This is a genomic window from Streptomyces sp. NPDC059169 (assembly GCF_042755225.1).
Taxonomy (GTDB): domain Bacteria; phylum Actinomycetota; class Actinomycetes; order Streptomycetales; family Streptomycetaceae; genus Streptomyces.
The window spans coordinates 95,550-110,133 of the sequence record NZ_JBHZCF010000018.1; the positions used below are offsets into that span (position 1 = coordinate 95,550).

The following is a 14,584-nucleotide window of genomic DNA, read 5'->3' on the forward strand; positions in this document are numbered from 1 at the left end:
GGGGGGGGGGGGGGGGGGGGGGGGGGGGGGGGGGGGGGGGGGGGGGGGGGGGGGGTGGGGGGGGGGGGGGGGGGGAGGGGAGGGGGGGGGGGGGGGGGGGGGGGGGCCCCCCCCCCCGCGTTGGTGCGGGTGGGTGCAGCATGCCTTACGGCTGTGCTGCGGTCATCACGTCCTCGACCGTGAAGTTGTCGGGCAGGGTCAGGCCCAGGATGTTGGCCGCGTACGTGGAGAGCAGGCGGCGGCGGACCTTGCGGCCGTTCTGCGCGGTCTGGCCCATCGCCCGCCCGATGGCGGAGCCGGTCAGGTCGCCGGTGCTGAAGCGGTCCGCGTCACGGGCCTGGATGGTGTCCTTGATCATGTCGTACACCTGGGCCTCGGTGAGTGGGGTCGACGTGGGCGCCGAAGTCGGGGCGGGTGCCTGAGCAGCCGGGGCGGGTGCCGGGGCCGGGGCGGGAACGGTGGCGGTCACCCGACGGGGCGCCGTCTGCACGGCCGGGGCAGGCGCGAGCGGCTTGGCAACCGGCACCGCGGGAGCGGGTAAAGCAGCGGCGGTGTCGATGCCGGCCGCGGCGAGGCCCGCCTCGGCGGTCTCGGCGAGAGGAATGCCGTTGCGCGCGAGGCGCAAGGGCAACAGCGCCTCGACCGGGGCCTTCCGGCGCCACGCCCGGCCGAACCGCCCGCGGAGCTTCGCCTCGTACACCAGTCGCTCCTGCTCCAGATTGAGAACGGTGTCGTACGACTCCAGCTCCCACAGGTTCATGCGGCGCCACAGCGTGAACGTGGGCCACGGAGCGAGCAGCCAGCGCTTCCATCGGACCTTGTCCAGGCGGCGGCGCCGGCCGGTCGCTGCACCGATACGGACGGCGTAGACGTGCGCGGCGATCTCGGAGACGCCGACCCACAGCAATGAGATCGCGCCGTGCGCGACCTTCGCCCACAGGGAGTTGCCGGCGGCGACGTTCAGCGCGCAAGTGATCAAGCTCAGCGCCCAGGGCACGAACCGCACCCATGCCAGAGCCATGTCCATACGGATCAGGTAGAGGTTCGCCGCGGTGAACACGGGAATCGCCGAGTCGATGGACACAGGCAGTACCCATGGGTCATCGAACCCCCACGACTCGGCCTTGAGGGAGACCGCGTCGAAGGACGCGTAGAAGCCCAGGGCACCGACAGCAACGGCGAACAGTGCGGTGAGGGCAGCGCCAAAGCGCTCCCATCGGGTGAGCGGCGGCGCGCCAGGCTTGGTGAGCGGCTCTGGCGACTCCTGCTTGCTGCCCTTTCGGGCGCGGGCAAACCACTGCTTCGACAAGACACCATCCCTTCGTTCGGGTCGCCCCGGTCGGCTTATGCTCATGGCCGCCGGGGTCGATCAAACGATATGGCGTCTTTCGTTCGTCTGCTCTGACGTCACTCACACCACGTCAGTTTCAGCCCGCTATAAGCGGATTCGCTCTAGGGGTGGGGCTACCAGTCGAGCGGCTTCGCCGGCTTCCGCCGGTCCGGCCCCTGAATCTTGACCAGGTGCGCGGATGCCTCGAGCCGCGACAACAGCCGTTCTCCGAGTATGTCCACGATCCCGAGCCCAGGATGCTCCGGCGTGCGGCGGCTACGCAGGTTCGTCGAGAACGCCGTAGCGCGGCCGGCCGCCAGCCGGGAGTCGATCAAGTCGACCGTCTCTTTCCGCGCGAACTCCGTGGCGGTCATGTCCATCTCGCCGCACAACTCGTCGAGAATGAGCAGATCGCAAGTAACGAACCGCTCCCGCACCTGGTGCGCGGTCAGGTTGTGCGGCGCGGAGTCCGGCCTACGCCACGTCAGGTAAGTGGCGTGCTTCACGAACCGCACGACCAGCCCCTGCTCCGCGGCCTCATTGCCCAGGGCGCACACCGCGGCGGTCTTCCCGCTGCCGATGTTGCCCGGCACAATCAGGTTCAGGACCTCCGGCCGCGCCCCGCGCTTCTTCGCCTCCACGAGGGAGCCGAGCCAGTTCCGCAGAGTGTTCGGCTTCTGGCTCGGGTCCAAGTGCTCGAAGCGGAAGTGCAAGTACTCGTCGTGTGCTGCGTCCGTCATGCTGCCCTTCCACAGATTCCGGCGTGCGCGGGCCTGCGGCACTGCCACGTCGGTCCAGAGTCCGTCTTCTGGTTCCGGCTGAGCGGGGACCCCGAGCTTGGTCATGTCCGCACCACCGCGCTCCAGCACCGCGAGGATGTGCGCGCTGAGGTCACCGAGCGGGTTGAGGCCGCGGGCCGGGGCGGGGACCGCCGGGGCGTCCGTGGTGAGAGACATCGGGGTCACGCTCCTTACAGTCGTTCGAGGACGCCGAAGGTGGCGTCGTCAGCGTCGTCGGGGACGGCCGTGGTCGAGGAGTCGTCGCCCAGCGTGGTCCAGGTGGACGAGTCGCTATAGGGGATGCGGCCGTGCGGCTGCTTCGGCTGGATGTGGTTGGTGACGACGCCGAGGGCGTTCTGCCACTGCTGCGCTGCCGGGAAGTGCACGCGAGCGTGCTGGAGGGCCTTTGCGCACTCCTGCTGGCTGTAGCCCGCGTCCAGGGCGCGGCGGACCATCTTGCGGACAGCGACGAACCCGCCCTTCTGCCCGACGTACTTCCCCAGGTGCTTCTCGGCGTGCTCCCACCACCAGGTGGCGACTGTGTGCGCGGCCTCGTTGAGGGCCTTCTCCTGGGCGGCCTTCTCCTCGGCCTCGGTCGTCTTCTCCTCCGCGGTCTTCTTCGGTGCCGCGGCCTTCTTCGCGACGGGCTTTGGCTCTGACGGTGCGGTGACGGCCGGGGGCTCCGGCTCCTCCTCGGCGGCCGGCAGCTCCTCCTCGTTCTCGGCCGGGGGCTCGACATCCTCGGCGGGCGCGTCGAATCCGTCGCTGCCGAGGGTGCCGTCCGCGTACTTCACGAGGAAAGTGCCGTCTTCCTGCTCCACCACGGGGATGTCGAGTTTGTTGCCGAACGTCACGTAGTCGGCGGTCCACTGCTCGACGGGGTGGTCGGAGATGGCCGTGCCCATGGCGGTCTTGCCGTTGCGGTAGCGGCGGCGCTCCAAGCGGTAGTACCCGCACGAAGCGAGCTTGTGGAGGGACTTGCGGACGGCGTCGCGCCCCTCGCGCCCCTGGCCCTGCGAGAGCTGTTCGGAGCGGACCTGCCAGTCCTCGCTCTGGTCCAGGAGGTATGTCAGCAGGCCAAGTTCGCGGTAGCTGAGACGGGTGTCCCGGGCGGTCGCCGACTCGATGATGACGAACGGCGTACGCCGCTTGTGCCGGACTGAGCCGGGGGCGTTGTTCCGGCTCATGCGGCCTCGGCGGGGGCGTCGTCGACCAGGCGGAGGTATGTGTGCCACGTCTTGCGCCCGGTGTCGCCCGGCTCGTAGCGGCGTTCGGTCTCGACGATGCCGCCGACGCGGAGTTCGGCGAGGAACATGCGGATCTGGTGGGACGTCATCCCGCACATCGCCGCGAACTGCGGGACGGGGACCCATCCGCCGTCGGTGCTGAGGACGAGGACGCAGAACAAGCGGAACGCACGGTCAGAAATGCCGCTGGCAAGTGCCGGTGCAAGCACGTCAGTGGGCTTAACCATCAGGGGAATCCTTGGGAGCAGGGCCCGGCCGCCGGGGACCGGGCCCGGGGCGGTCAGTGCTGGGCGTCCTCTGCGGCAGGCCGGGGCCTGGCCATCAGTTGCGGCGTGTCCGTCAGGAGGTGGTTCAGCGCACCGTCCTGGTAGTGCCGCATGAGCCGCTTTTTACCGACGTCCTTCTTCTCCCACGTCCACGTCAGGCTGCCGGTGGGCTGCCCGCCCGGCTCGTACTTGAGGCCCGGGACCACTTCGCCAGTCCGGGTGTCGATGATCAGGCCCGTGTCCTCGTCGTACTCCGCGAACTCCAGCAGCGCCTTCTCCCAGGTCCCATCACGCATGATGACGACCTTCGTGCCGCCGTGCTTGTCGGCGTACTCGTTGAGTGCCGTCTCGTTGTCCTCGTCCACGACGACCTTCGGCTGCGACAGGTTGACCCGGTACCGGCCGATCAGGTCGCCCCCGACGCGGACCGCAAGCTCGGACTGGCCGCTCTCGTACGCCTTGAGGAGGGGAACCTTCGGCCCGTCGATCCGCGGCTTGATTTCCTTCTTCACCATCTGCTCGTCCAGTAGACGGGCGAGGGCGCCGACCAAGCCAATGTCGGAAAGAGACGGTCCAGCCGGCTGCTCAGCCTGAGTTTCCTCGGCGGCGGCGTCGTTCGCCATGCGGTGATCCTTCCTTTCCCCGGACGCCAGAGCCCAGGGGTTTGGGACTGTCCCGGGCGGGGTGTCTCGGGGCGTCGTCAGGAGGTACGACAACCGCGGGTTTTTGTTACACCTAGGCCCAGGTAGCTGGGTCGCTCTCCCAGCCGTCATGAATAGTACAGCAATGAGACCGCCGTGTGTAGAAGGCGACGTAAGGCGCGTGCCTTCCTACGTTCCCTCGCGGCTCCACCACTCCCGGCGACGTCACCGGAAGCCGGTGGAGCCCCGGCGCTGCCCCCATCCGGAACGAGAGCAGCACCGGACCGGCGACGGGCGAGGACCGGCCATGACGGCATGTCCCGCTTGCGAGGCGGGGCGCCGCGGTTGAAGTCCGCGGGCTCGCAGTCCTCCCCCGTCGTCGACACCAACGCATGGGAGAGGACCGCACCAGCCGTGACCGAGACGATCGCCAAGCCACCGCGCTTCATCGCCTACGTGCCGCTCACCGACCTCACACCGGCGCCCCGGAACCCCAAGCGTCACGAGCTGGAACTCCTCATCGACGCAATCTGCATGCACGGCCTGGTGGAAGTACCCGTCGCCGACGAACGCACCCAATGCGTCCTGCACGGCCACGGTCGCCGCGAAGCCCTGATCGAGATGCAGAATCGCGGCATGCCCCTCCCCGGCGGTGTCGTCCTCGACGAGGACGGAGGATGGCTCGTCCCCCTCCTGCGCGGTTGGGCATCCAAGTCCGACGCCGAAGCCGAGGCCCTGGCCATCAAACTCAACCGGCTTCCTAGCGAAGGAGGGTGGGACGCCCGCGAGCTCGCTGCGGTCCTCGAAGACCTGGCGACCGGCGAAGCAGAGCTGTTCGACAGCTTGGCCATTCCCCACGACGAGATAGAAAAGCTCCTCGGCCAGGTCGACCCCGAGACCCTGCCCGGCGGCGTCCGCGAGGACGAGCCCCGCACCCTCCACCTGCCCGACGACGATGGCCTCAGCCCAGACGACGACGGCCGCCCCGCACACACCACCTGCCCCGCTTGCGGCCACCTGTTCAACACCGGTCGCTGAACCCGCCGCTGAGGTTCCCCATGTCCACTCGACGCAAGGCCCGCCGGCCGAACCCCCGCCCCGGCCGCCCGCGCCTCCTCTCCGAAGAGGTCGAGGCACGCCTCGTCGCAGCCTCACGCACGGGCGTCGCCGTCGAACTGGCCGCGGAAATGGCAGGGATCTCCCGTACCAGCTTCCTCCGGTGGATGGCCCGTGGCCGCGCCGAGGCCGAGGCCCGCGAGGCAGGCGAGCCACCCGAGGAGGAAGAGAGCGAGTACGCCGCCCTCTACGAGAAGATCCGCACCGCCCGCGCTACCGCGGCCCTGCGCGCCATGGCCAACATTCGCAGGGTCGCAGATGGGGGAATCGTCACTAAGGTCACCACCCGTCGGTTCCGTGACTCCGTGACCGGCGAGATCGTCGAGGAGACCGTCGAGGACCGCACCTCTCCGGACTGGCGTGCAGACGCCTGGTATTTGGAGCGGCAGCACCGCGAGCACTACGGCAAGGACGCTGTGGTGGCCATCGAGATCACTGGTCTCGGCGGACAAGTCGGCGATGACGAGCAGCCCGTCGACCTCTCGGCGCTCGCCGAGCGCCTGGACAAGAGCCTGTTCGCCGTCGAGTACCCGCCGGAACTGGAGGACAGCAACGTCGTCGACGCCGAGGTCGTCGACCCCTGAACGCCAGCACGCGACGTTAACCCCGCGCGCCCTGCACCGTGCCCTCCCTCATCACCAGACCGAAGGGCACAGCACTCATGACCACGATCATCTCCCGCGCCACCTGGGGCGCGAAGGCGTGGAACGGCACCCCGTCGTCCGTCGCGCTGTCGAAGCGCACCGAGTTCTTCGTCCACTACGACGGCGGCACCCCGATCACCCGCACCGGCTACGCCATCATGCGGGCGATCGAAGCCGAGCACCTGGGCAACGGTTGGTCGGGCGTCGGCTACAACTTCGTCGTCGACCAGGCCGGCAACATCTACGAGGGGCGCGGCTGGAATCTGCAGGGCGCCCACTGCCCCAACCACAACGTCAGCGGCATCGGCGTCCAGGTCGCTATCGGCGGTGACCAGGAGCCCAGCACCAAGGCGCTCGCCGCGTGCCGCGCGCTGTACGAGGAGGCGTGCAAGAAGACCGGCCGCACCCTGGCCAAGAAGGGCCACCGCGACGGGTACGCGACCGCGTGCCCCGGCACAAAGCTGTACTCGTGGGTGAAGGCGGGCATGCCCGCCGGCGACTACGAGGCGTCGCCGAACCCTGGCGGCTCCAGCTCGGGCGGGTCCAGCGCCGAGGTGGCCCGCTATCAGGACACCATCAACGGGTTGACCTACGGCTATGGCGCGAAGGGCGACCACGTGACCAAGGTCGGTGAGGCCCTGGTCAAGAAGGGGTTCGGCAAGTACTACACCAGCGGTCCCGGCCCGGTGTGGACGGACGTCGACACCATGAACTACGCCCTGTTCCAGAAGTCCCTCGGCCTCTCGGGCGACGCCGCGGACGGCGTCCCCGGCGAGGACTCCCTCAAGAATCTCCTGGGCACCCTCCCCGGCAAAGTCACGGCGAAGCCCGCACCACCGTTCCCCGGCGTCGACAAGTTCGGCCCCGGCAAGTCCAACGCGAGCATCACCCTGCTCGGGCAGCAGCTCGTTCGGAAGGGCTACGGGAAGCACTACACGAGCGGGCCCGGTCCGAAGTGGTCGGACGCGGACCGCCGTAACGTCCGCGACTTCCAGCTCGCGCACGACTCCCTCAAGGGCGATGCGGACGGCATCCCCGGCCCACTCACCTGGAAGATCCTGTTCTCCTGACCGCCCCGGCCGGCCCGCACCCGCGGGCCGGCCCAATCCTGAAAGGTCCTGTCCGTGGCAGGCGAGACCGTCATCACCGTCGTCGGGAACCTGGTCGACGACCCCGAACTCCGCTTCACCCCTTCCGGCGCCGCGGTAGCCAAGTTCCGCGTCGCCTCCACGCCCCGCACCTTCGACCGGCAGACCAACGAATGGAAGGACGGCGAGAGCCTGTTCCTGACCTGCGCCGTGTGGCGGCAGGCGGCCGAGAACGTCACCGAGTCCCTGACACGGGGCATGCGTGTCATCGTCCAAGGGCGCCTCAAGCAGCGCTCCTACGAGGACCGTGAGGGCGTGAAGCGCACGGTCTACGAGCTGGACGTCGAGGAGGTCGGAGCCAGCCTGCGCAACGCCACCGCGAAGGTCACCAAGACCGGGGGCAGCGCGCATCGCCCCGCCGCCGCGACGCAGGAACGTCCCACAGCCGACGACCCGTGGGCCGCGCCGCACAGGGACGAGCCACCGTTCTGACCGCGCATGCAGAATGGGGCCCGGACTGATGTCCGGGCCCCATCTGGTTGTTCAGCCGACCGCGACCGTCCAGGCAGAGTCCAGGATCAGCAGGTCGCCCCCGCTCTGGCCCGTGCCCGGGTCCGCGGAGTCCGCCGGGGCCGACTCTTTGGTGGGAGCGGCCGTGTCTGCGGGCAGATCCACGGGTGCCGGAATCTCCTCCACTGGGGCGGAGCCCTCGTCGGACGGTGCTGGGCTCTCCGGGGCGGCCGGCGTTCCCCCAGCCGGGTCGGAGCCCTCGTCGGTTGGGGTCTCGCCCGAAGCGGAGGTCTCCGGGGCAGCGGGCGTCTCCTCGACCGGATCGGGGGTCGGGGGCGTCGACGGCTCAGGGATCGACGTCACTGGAGGCGTGGACTGTTCCGGCGCTGTTGACTCGACCGGAGCAGGTGTCGACGTCGGCTGCTCGACCTGGGGGGCTTCCGCGACCGGCTCAGGCGCAGGAGCCGGCGATGTCGTAGTCGGCTGTGTCCCTTCGGGGCTAGCGGTCGGCGTGGAAGGAGTGCCCCGGTCCACGATGGGCACCACCGGGGCGTCCATGTCCATGGTGTGCTCGAGCGGGGACACCACGGGCGGCCGATCGAGACCGACGGCGATCGCCACGATGTCGTCGTCGCCCGTGAACCGCGGAACGGCCGTTCCGACACCGAGTACTGCTCGCGCGGCCAGGAGAACGGTCTCGTCGACCGGCGCGCTGTGCGGCGAGTACAGGATGGTCTCCACGTCCCGCTCGTCCAGCCCCAACGCACCTAGGGTGAGCGCGGCCAGACGAGGCGGGAGCGGCGCCGGGGCACCCATCTTGCTCGTGGTCGACGACTGGCGGGTCTCCTCCGCATGGAGCAAATCCGCGTACTCCGCCAACCGCTTTTCGTCCGTGCCCCACAGCACGTACCGGCCGGAGCGAGAGAGGTTGGGGTACAACTCGGTCGTGCCGTCCTGCCGCGCCCACGTCTCGGCGTAGTCCGCGTCACCGAAGATCCTCAGCCCGATGCGCTCGGGACCGTACGAGAACGTGAAAATCGTACTGTCCGGCCCGGTGGCTGCCTTGCTCGACATCACCATGCCGTCCGCGTCGGTGCACTCCGCTTCCAGGTTGGCGATCGGCTTGCAGTCGATCTGCCCGGCCTTGGAGAAGTCGAGGAACTCCGGGCCAACGAACGGCTTCGCCGCGGGTTGCACACCCGACGGACTCGCGTCCGGTGCACTCGCCGCAGTGCCGACCGGACTGCCGGCGGTGAAGTAGCCCAGCGCCCAACTCCCTGCGAGCGCAGGCATCAGCGCAGCGGCGATCACCCACCGCTTCGTACGGCCATGCAGACGTGCGGGCTGGACAGGCTCGCCTGGCATCGGCGTGATGTCCATGGGCGGAACAGACCCGATCGAGCCCAACAGTTCGCCGAAGTCCTTGAAGTCCTCGGGGTGCTCACGGAGCAGGCGCTCGACGTGCTCCATCGGGAGATCCGGCATCGCCGAACTCACCTGCCGTACGGCCGAGTCGAAGCGCTGAGGCTTCAGGAACAGGTGGCGCTCGCCTCCCATGTTGGCCAAGCCCACGTCAGTGAGTTCCTCGTAGCCCTCGTCCCCCGGGCGCACGATGTGGATCTGGACGGGCGGCTGCGACTCGGTCACGGCCGCACCTCGATGTTGGGACCGCCGGGTATTGCGCTGCTCACCTCTGCCAGGCTCACGTCTGCCGGTCTCTTTCCTTGCTCTCCAGGATGCGAGCGATGTGGGCAGCCGTAGCCTCGGCACGCTCGGGCGTGATGCTCTCGATGTCCGTGAGGACGAGGTGACCGCCGTCGGGCAGCTCGATCTCCTCACGGTGGATCACGGGCTCGTCGAGGCCGTCACCCGACCCGGCGTCCTCGCGGGTCTCCGGTGGGTTCTGGGCACGCGCGAACTCACGGAGCATCGCGTCCTTGGTGGCACGCACCCGCGCAGAGCTGCGTTGGTAACTGGGCTGCAGCGCTCCCGCGGCAGCCAGCATCTGGCGGGTGTCCTCATCGTGAGGTACGGGCCCGCCGTCCAGCGCCCGCTCCAAGCTCTCGCTCTGGTCAGCGCGTCGCGACATGTGCCTTCGCCTCTCGTGTCTCAACCCGTGTACCGACAACTCTGCTTCTGCCCACTGCCGCCGTCAGCAGCTCCTCTACCAACTGGGAAGACGACTCCCCGGTCGGCATGACCTCAGCGAGCTTGCGCAGTGACCGTACCGTCAATGTACGGACAGCGCCGTCCGTCTTCCCCATGATCTGCGCAGTATGCCCCGGGCTCAGTCCGTCGAAGAACCGCAGGATCAGGACCTGCCGTTGCTCGGGCCGCAGTTTCTTCAGGTGGGATGCAACAGCTTGGGCCAGTACACGCCTTTCGGCGTATTCTTCCGGACTCTGGTCGACTCGCGGCCGGTCGAGTTCGAGGTGATCGGCGTACAGCGCTTCCGACGGGCGCCGCTGCACGGAGCGCAGGTGGTCTAGCGCGGTGTTATTCGTGATCGTGCGCAGCCAGCCCAGCAGGTTCGTGCCGGGTCGGTACTTGCTAACGTTCTGGGCGACCTTCAGCCAGACTTCCTGACTCAGGTCCTCCGCGATGTGCCCGTCGCGGATGTAGAACCGCACCCAGTGGTACACGGTGTCGTTGAGCTCGTCGTATAACGCCGCGATGGCGTCGGCCCCGTCCTCCCCGCCTCTTGCGGCGCGTGCGACCAGGGCCTCCAAAATGTCGGTCACGGCGTGAAGTCCCCCCAAGCCGGTGCTGCGGATGTCAGCTACAGCGCCACACTCGGCCGTACCTCCACGGTCTCCCCACCAATGGACGATCACGTTCCGATGCGGTGCTGAGGCAGCATAACCAATCGTTTACGGACTGCATCGAACAGGTCAGCGACGCCTCGCAACGCTCGCCGTGCACATCGTGCGGGCATGCGCCGGGGGAGCAAGCCGGTGCAGCAAAATCCGAAGCCCGAGCAAGAGCGGCCATGCCCCCGTGGCGCGGGTTTCGTCGACGGATCACCAGTGGGCAACGTTTGAGGGCGCTCAAGACCGCTGACGAGGTCACCCACAGCCAAGGTCTCAGCCGTCGGCTCGAACCCATCCAATGCAGCCACCACCGCCCGAAGCAACTTCAACGCGCGGCAGGCGCGTTGGACTTCTGCCAGGTGTAACAGATTCCGCTGATCCACGTACTGATCGGTGCCGGGCTGAACGCAACCGGCTCCATCCGGCTGGATCGGTCCGCCGGGGGACACCTACGAATGAGCAAGGACGACTATGTCTCGCGGCGGTTCAAATGCATTGCTGAGTTTCGAGACGATTGCCGAGCGGATGGAACTCCCAAAGCGCACTCTACTTGACAACTACAGGAGCTGGGATATCCCCGTCGTGCGCATCAGCGAACGCATCCTTCGCGTACGCGAGCGCGATTTCGAGGCATGGCTCGACGCGCGTACGGAGTGAATTCCGCACACCAGCACGGGACTTATAGCCGCGAATAGCGGGTGTATCACGACCCACTCCACCCCCTGCTCGACGGCTTGACCAGCCAGGGCTGCGCCTACGTAGAGTCCCAACTCCCCTGGCCAGGGCACCACCGAAGATCCGACCCCATTCACGAGAGGCATCCTGTGGCTCACAAGCCCGCCGTCTACAAGCGATGTGATTGCCCTGACCAGAACAGACCCAAGAAGGCCGGCTGCAACCACTCTTGGTACCACAACATCACGAACAGCAAGGGCAAGCGCACACGCGCCACGATTCCCGATTCACCTGGCCTGACCCAGGCTCAGGCTCAGGCGATCCTGGACGGCATGGCTGACGGTGTCGCACCGGAACCCGTCAAAGCGAACCTCACCTTCGAGAAGTGGGCGACCGACTGGCTCAGCAGGCGCCGCGCGAAAGAGTCCAGCATCGAGAAGTACGAGATAGCCGTCCGCGTGCACCTCAATCCGCGGTGGGGGAACCAGCGGCTCAGGACCATCGAGAAGCGCCAGGTCGAGACCTGGGTCCAGGAACTTGAGGCGAACAAGGCCATCGCCAACTCCACTGCGGACGGTCACTGGAAGGTCTTCCAGATGATCATGAAGGATGCGCTCCAGAACGGGAAGATCGGTTCCAACCCAACGTACGAGGTCGACGGCCCGTACGTGGGCCGGTCAACGTCGTACGTCTTCACCCCGGAGGAGTGCTGGGCGATCTACGACGAGTTCCCCGAGCGCTACCGCCTCATCCCCATGTTCGGTTTCGCGTGCGGCACCCGGCAGGCGGAGGCATTCGGGGTGTGCGAGGACGTGATCGACTGGGACCGCTGCCTGCTGACCGTGCGCCGCCAGGTGCTGAGGATCAAGGAAACCGACTACAAGTGCCTTCTCGTCGACCGACTCAAGACGAGCCCGCGCCTTGACTCGAAGGTCGTGCCAGCACCCCCGTACCTCTTGGAGGCCCTGGTGGAGCACCAGGCGCGCTTCCCGGCTCGACTCACGGAGACCGTTCTGTGGGAGCACAAGAGGAAGATCAAAGAGTGCAAGCGTGGTCCGGCACGCGCCTACTTCTGGACATCGCGCAACAACCTGCTGAACCGCAACACCTTCAACGATGACCTATGGAAGCCCGCCCTGCGGAGGCTGGGCATCAAGGACGAGGAAGGGAACCTTCCGACCTTCCACGACCTCCGGCACACCTTCATCTCCACCTGCCTCCAGAACGGGATCCCGGAGCACACCGTGGCCGCATGGGTGGGGGATACCGTCGAGGAGATCCGGCGTACGTACAGCCACCTCCTCAAGGATCATGGCGCGACGCATGGGGCCCTTGCCGCCGGCCTGACAGCGCGACCGAAGCCAACCGCCGCTCTCATCGCCGCGTGACGCCTCCCAGACTTCCCGCATCGAACCCCTGGCACCCTCCACCAGCCTTCCGCTGGTGGAGGGTGCCTTGCGTTCGGGCAAGCCGGGCTGTAGTGCACGGAGAATCACCGCAGCCCAGCGATCAGGACGAGTGCCCGCAGTGGCCGCATGGGTGGCTACCTTCGTGGCTACCTTGGTGGCTACGTTCACAGCCGCGTGTACCGGTTTGAACCGGTACGGACCGGGGTCTGGCGAAGCCCCTCGATCTGCGAAAAAAGGGCCCCTGACCAGCATGTTCGCTGGCCAGAGGCCCCTGATGGCAGACGAGTCGGGCTGTACGCCGGGTTCTGTCACCCGGTGACCTCGCGGTCGCCGGGGAGACGGCCATCCATCTAGGGCCGGTGTTGCCACCGGCCTCGTGCGGTCTACCCGCGGACTCGGGCGGGCAGCCCTCGAACGTCCGCGCAGGGCCACGTCCCTTTCGGGGCGGCCCCTCTTGACCTTGCTCCGGGTGGGGTTTACCGAGCCGCCTGAGTCACCTCAGGCGCTGGTGGTCTCTTACACCACCGTTTCACCCTTACCGGGGACCGAGGTCCCCGGCGGTCTGCTTTCTGTGGCACTGTCCCGCGGGTCACCCCGGGTGGGCGTTACCCACCACCCTGCCCTGTGGAGCCCGGACGTTCCTCGGGAGGCGCCCCGAAGGGGCCCCACGCGGCCGTCCGCCCGGCTCGTCTGCCGTAGCGACCATGGTACCCGGCGGTTCGGCCGCGAGCGGCCGCCCCCACGCGAAGGCGACGGTCTGCGTCCTGGAGGAATGCCGGGCACGGATGCCGGGGGGACGGGTGCCGGCCTCGGGAAACGTCCGCAGGCGCCCGTTCGCCCGACCTTCGGCGAGCGATCCCGTCCGGTGTGCTTCCGACGTGCCGAGGACCGGAGCCGGGGAAGGCGGTTTGTCGTCCACCTCCGAACGAAACCTCCCCGAGGGCAGTCGCTCCAGCCCCTGAATCCCCGGGGTCGCTCCTGGCGGCACGGCTTGCCGCGCCGAAACTGCGGTGAAGGCAGCCGGTGTTTCGCGGATGTCGTTGACACGAGGAGCCGACCTGTCCATACCGAACAATCAGCCAGGAAGCGGACACATTTTAATTCCCCCATCAACGAGTTCGTCAAAGGCGCAATGAATAACCTCAGGAACTCCTCAGCGTTCTCCATCGAATTTCCTCAAAACCTCTCCATGTGACTATGATCCTCCCGTCGCGGCCACGGAAGTTCGCAAACACGCGGCGACGCGAGGTCTTCCCGTTTGCAGGCAAGGAAGCAGGAGTCGAATTGTAAAACCGTTAACAAGTCTTGGGTCGACGAACACCCGGAGCGGATCGCACATGCGGTTCGAGGCTCTCCCCGGGGCAGATCGTCGCGGCCAGACGCCCTAAGGGTCGGGATTCGACAGTCGCCCTCGACGCTGTGCGGAAAGGTGACATTCGCGGTGGAGGGGACGACTCCCGTGCCCCACAACCTGCCTCCTGAAGCCGTCGACACATTCCCGCGACCACAGATCGCGGGCTGATCCAGATAACGAAAGGAAAGACATGAACCGGAACGTGCAACGAGCAGGTGTCGGATTACTCGCTGCCGCCGCACTTTTCACTGCCGACCTGGGTGTCGGCGCGGCAGCAATGGCCGCGCCCACTCTCCGGGCCGCTCACGTAACACCCCAGGCGGACGCTCCGAAGCACTACGTCCTCGACAATCTGGTCGAGGCTACTCAGCCGACGTTCCACGGCACCATCGACGTCCTCAGGCTCGCCAGTGAGCCAGCCGTCCCGGTATCGGACAACGCGGCCTACTACATGTACAACCCGGAAACCGGGTTCGTCGGCTACTTCCTCATCGAGGGCGACATAGCCCAAGAGACCGTCACCGACTGGCAGCAGGCGCAGTTCCTCCCGCCGGCCGAGGGAACCCTCGAAGTCCGCTACGGCAACGTTGAACAGCCGGAGTGTGGATCGGTCGTCGCCAAGGTGACCGTTCTCTAGCGCATAGGCGGGAGCCGGGGGGTCCCGTCCCCGGCTCCCCCAAGGTGAAGTAGACGGCCGACCGGGGCTCTTGCCGTG

At 67.6% G+C, this 14,584-nt stretch carries 14 protein-coding genes and 1 other RNA gene; 6 read left to right on the top strand and 9 right to left on the bottom strand.

Annotated features, from left to right (window positions below):
- Positions 1-145: 145 nt before the first annotated feature.
- The 5 genes from ACFXOM_RS28550 to ACFXOM_RS28570 form a co-directional block, all read right to left on the bottom strand.
- Positions 146-1,309, bottom strand: a complete 1,164-nt coding sequence (locus ACFXOM_RS28550) for a DUF2637 domain-containing protein (RefSeq protein ID WP_385040081.1) — start codon at positions 1,307-1,309, stop codon at positions 146-148.
- Between the two features lie 155 nt (positions 1,310-1,464).
- Positions 1,465-2,286 carry an ATP-binding protein gene (locus tag ACFXOM_RS28555; RefSeq protein ID WP_385040084.1) on the bottom strand — a complete coding sequence of 274 codons (822 nt, stop codon included), beginning with the start codon at positions 2,284-2,286 and terminating at the stop codon, positions 1,465-1,467.
- Between the two features lie 14 nt (positions 2,287-2,300).
- The gene (locus ACFXOM_RS28560; RefSeq protein ID WP_385040087.1) at positions 2,301-3,296 is read right to left on the bottom strand and encodes a hypothetical protein; all 996 of its coding nucleotides are present in this window, start codon (positions 3,294-3,296) and stop codon (positions 2,301-2,303) included.
- Positions 3,293-3,583 (bottom strand): hypothetical protein, encoded by a 291-nt coding sequence (locus ACFXOM_RS28565; RefSeq protein WP_385040090.1) that lies wholly within the window; start codon positions 3,581-3,583, stop codon positions 3,293-3,295. The genes ACFXOM_RS28560 and ACFXOM_RS28565 overlap by 4 nt, the downstream gene beginning before the upstream one ends.
- 53 nt (positions 3,584-3,636) lie before the next feature.
- Entirely contained in the window at positions 3,637-4,245 is a 609-nt protein-coding gene (locus ACFXOM_RS28570; RefSeq protein WP_385040093.1) for a hypothetical protein, read from the bottom strand.
- A gap of 333 nt (positions 4,246-4,578) precedes the next feature.
- On the opposite strand from ACFXOM_RS28570, the gene ACFXOM_RS28575 reads away from it, so the two are divergent.
- The 4 genes from ACFXOM_RS28575 (at position 4,579) to ACFXOM_RS28590 (ending at position 7,603) form a co-directional block, all read left to right on the top strand.
- A complete protein-coding gene (locus ACFXOM_RS28575; protein ID WP_385040096.1) occupies positions 4,579-5,301 on the top strand; it encodes a hypothetical protein in 723 nt (240 codons plus the stop codon).
- A 20-nt stretch (positions 5,302-5,321) separates the two neighbouring features.
- On the top strand, positions 5,322-5,963 hold the full coding sequence (locus ACFXOM_RS28580) for a hypothetical protein (RefSeq protein ID WP_385040099.1): 642 nt from the start codon (positions 5,322-5,324) through the stop codon (positions 5,961-5,963).
- Positions 5,964-6,040: 77 nt separating this feature from the next.
- Positions 6,041-7,093: a peptidoglycan-binding protein gene (locus ACFXOM_RS28585; RefSeq protein ID WP_385040102.1), complete on the top strand. Its 1,053-nt coding sequence runs from the start codon at positions 6,041-6,043 to the stop codon at positions 7,091-7,093.
- 54 nt (positions 7,094-7,147) lie between these two features.
- Positions 7,148-7,603 (top strand): single-stranded DNA-binding protein, encoded by a 456-nt coding sequence (locus ACFXOM_RS28590; RefSeq protein ID WP_385040105.1) that lies wholly within the window; start codon positions 7,148-7,150, stop codon positions 7,601-7,603.
- A gap of 51 nt (positions 7,604-7,654) precedes the next feature.
- Here ACFXOM_RS28590 and ACFXOM_RS28595 read toward each other — a convergent pair whose 3' ends face one another.
- Genes ACFXOM_RS28595 through ACFXOM_RS28605 form a run of 3 tightly spaced genes read right to left on the bottom strand, consistent with a single transcriptional unit; the run spans position 7,655 to position 10,362 of the window.
- Positions 7,655-9,268 (bottom strand): hypothetical protein, encoded by a 1,614-nt coding sequence (locus tag ACFXOM_RS28595; RefSeq protein ID WP_385040108.1) that lies wholly within the window; start codon positions 9,266-9,268, stop codon positions 7,655-7,657.
- A 55-nt stretch (positions 9,269-9,323) separates the two neighbouring features.
- Positions 9,324-9,710, bottom strand: coding sequence for a hypothetical protein (locus ACFXOM_RS28600; RefSeq protein ID WP_385040111.1), 387 nt, complete (start codon positions 9,708-9,710; stop codon positions 9,324-9,326).
- Complete coding sequence (locus ACFXOM_RS28605; RefSeq protein ID WP_385040114.1) at positions 9,694-10,362, bottom strand: RNA polymerase sigma factor; 669 nt, start codon at positions 10,360-10,362, stop codon at positions 9,694-9,696. Before ACFXOM_RS28605 ends, ACFXOM_RS28600 begins: the two co-directional genes overlap by 17 nt.
- An 893-nt stretch (positions 10,363-11,255) precedes the next feature.
- Here ACFXOM_RS28605 and ACFXOM_RS28610 point away from each other — a divergent pair.
- Positions 11,256-12,494, top strand: a complete 1,239-nt coding sequence (locus tag ACFXOM_RS28610) for a tyrosine-type recombinase/integrase (RefSeq protein WP_385040117.1) — start codon at positions 11,256-11,258, stop codon at positions 12,492-12,494.
- Between the two features lie 299 nt (positions 12,495-12,793).
- On the opposite strand, the gene rnpB is transcribed toward ACFXOM_RS28610, so the two are convergent.
- An RNA gene (rnpB, locus tag ACFXOM_RS28615) (RNase P RNA component class A) lies at positions 12,794-13,204 on the bottom strand.
- An 855-nt stretch (positions 13,205-14,059) separates the two neighbouring features.
- Here rnpB and ACFXOM_RS28620 point away from each other — a divergent pair.
- A complete protein-coding gene (locus ACFXOM_RS28620) occupies positions 14,060-14,506 on the top strand; it encodes a hypothetical protein (RefSeq protein ID WP_385040120.1) in 447 nt (148 codons plus the stop codon).
- Positions 14,507-14,584 lie beyond the last annotated feature (78 nt).

What these genes read in the sequence shown, in the direction of transcription:
- ACFXOM_RS28555 (WP_385040084.1), bottom strand. Translation starts at nt 2,286, where the DNA reads ATGTCTCTCACCACGGACGCCCCGGCGGTCCCCGCCCCGGCCCGCGGC.
- ACFXOM_RS28585 (WP_385040102.1), top strand. Translation starts at nt 6,041, where the DNA reads ATGACCACGATCATCTCCCGCGCCACCTGGGGCGCGAAGGCGTGGAAC.
- ACFXOM_RS28620 (WP_385040120.1), top strand. Translation starts at nt 14,060, where the DNA reads ATGAACCGGAACGTGCAACGAGCAGGTGTCGGATTACTCGCTGCCGCC.
- ACFXOM_RS28600 (WP_385040111.1), bottom strand. Translation starts at nt 9,710, where the DNA reads ATGTCGCGACGCGCTGACCAGAGCGAGAGCTTGGAGCGGGCGCTGGAC.
- ACFXOM_RS28560 (WP_385040087.1), bottom strand. Translation starts at nt 3,296, where the DNA reads ATGAGCCGGAACAACGCCCCCGGCTCAGTCCGGCACAAGCGGCGTACG.
- ACFXOM_RS28580 (WP_385040099.1), top strand. Translation starts at nt 5,322, where the DNA reads ATGTCCACTCGACGCAAGGCCCGCCGGCCGAACCCCCGCCCCGGCCGC.
- ACFXOM_RS28570 (WP_385040093.1), bottom strand. Translation starts at nt 4,245, where the DNA reads ATGGCGAACGACGCCGCCGCCGAGGAAACTCAGGCTGAGCAGCCGGCT.
- ACFXOM_RS28565 (WP_385040090.1), bottom strand. Translation starts at nt 3,583, where the DNA reads ATGGTTAAGCCCACTGACGTGCTTGCACCGGCACTTGCCAGCGGCATT.
- ACFXOM_RS28575 (WP_385040096.1), top strand. Translation starts at nt 4,579, where the DNA reads ATGTCCCGCTTGCGAGGCGGGGCGCCGCGGTTGAAGTCCGCGGGCTCG.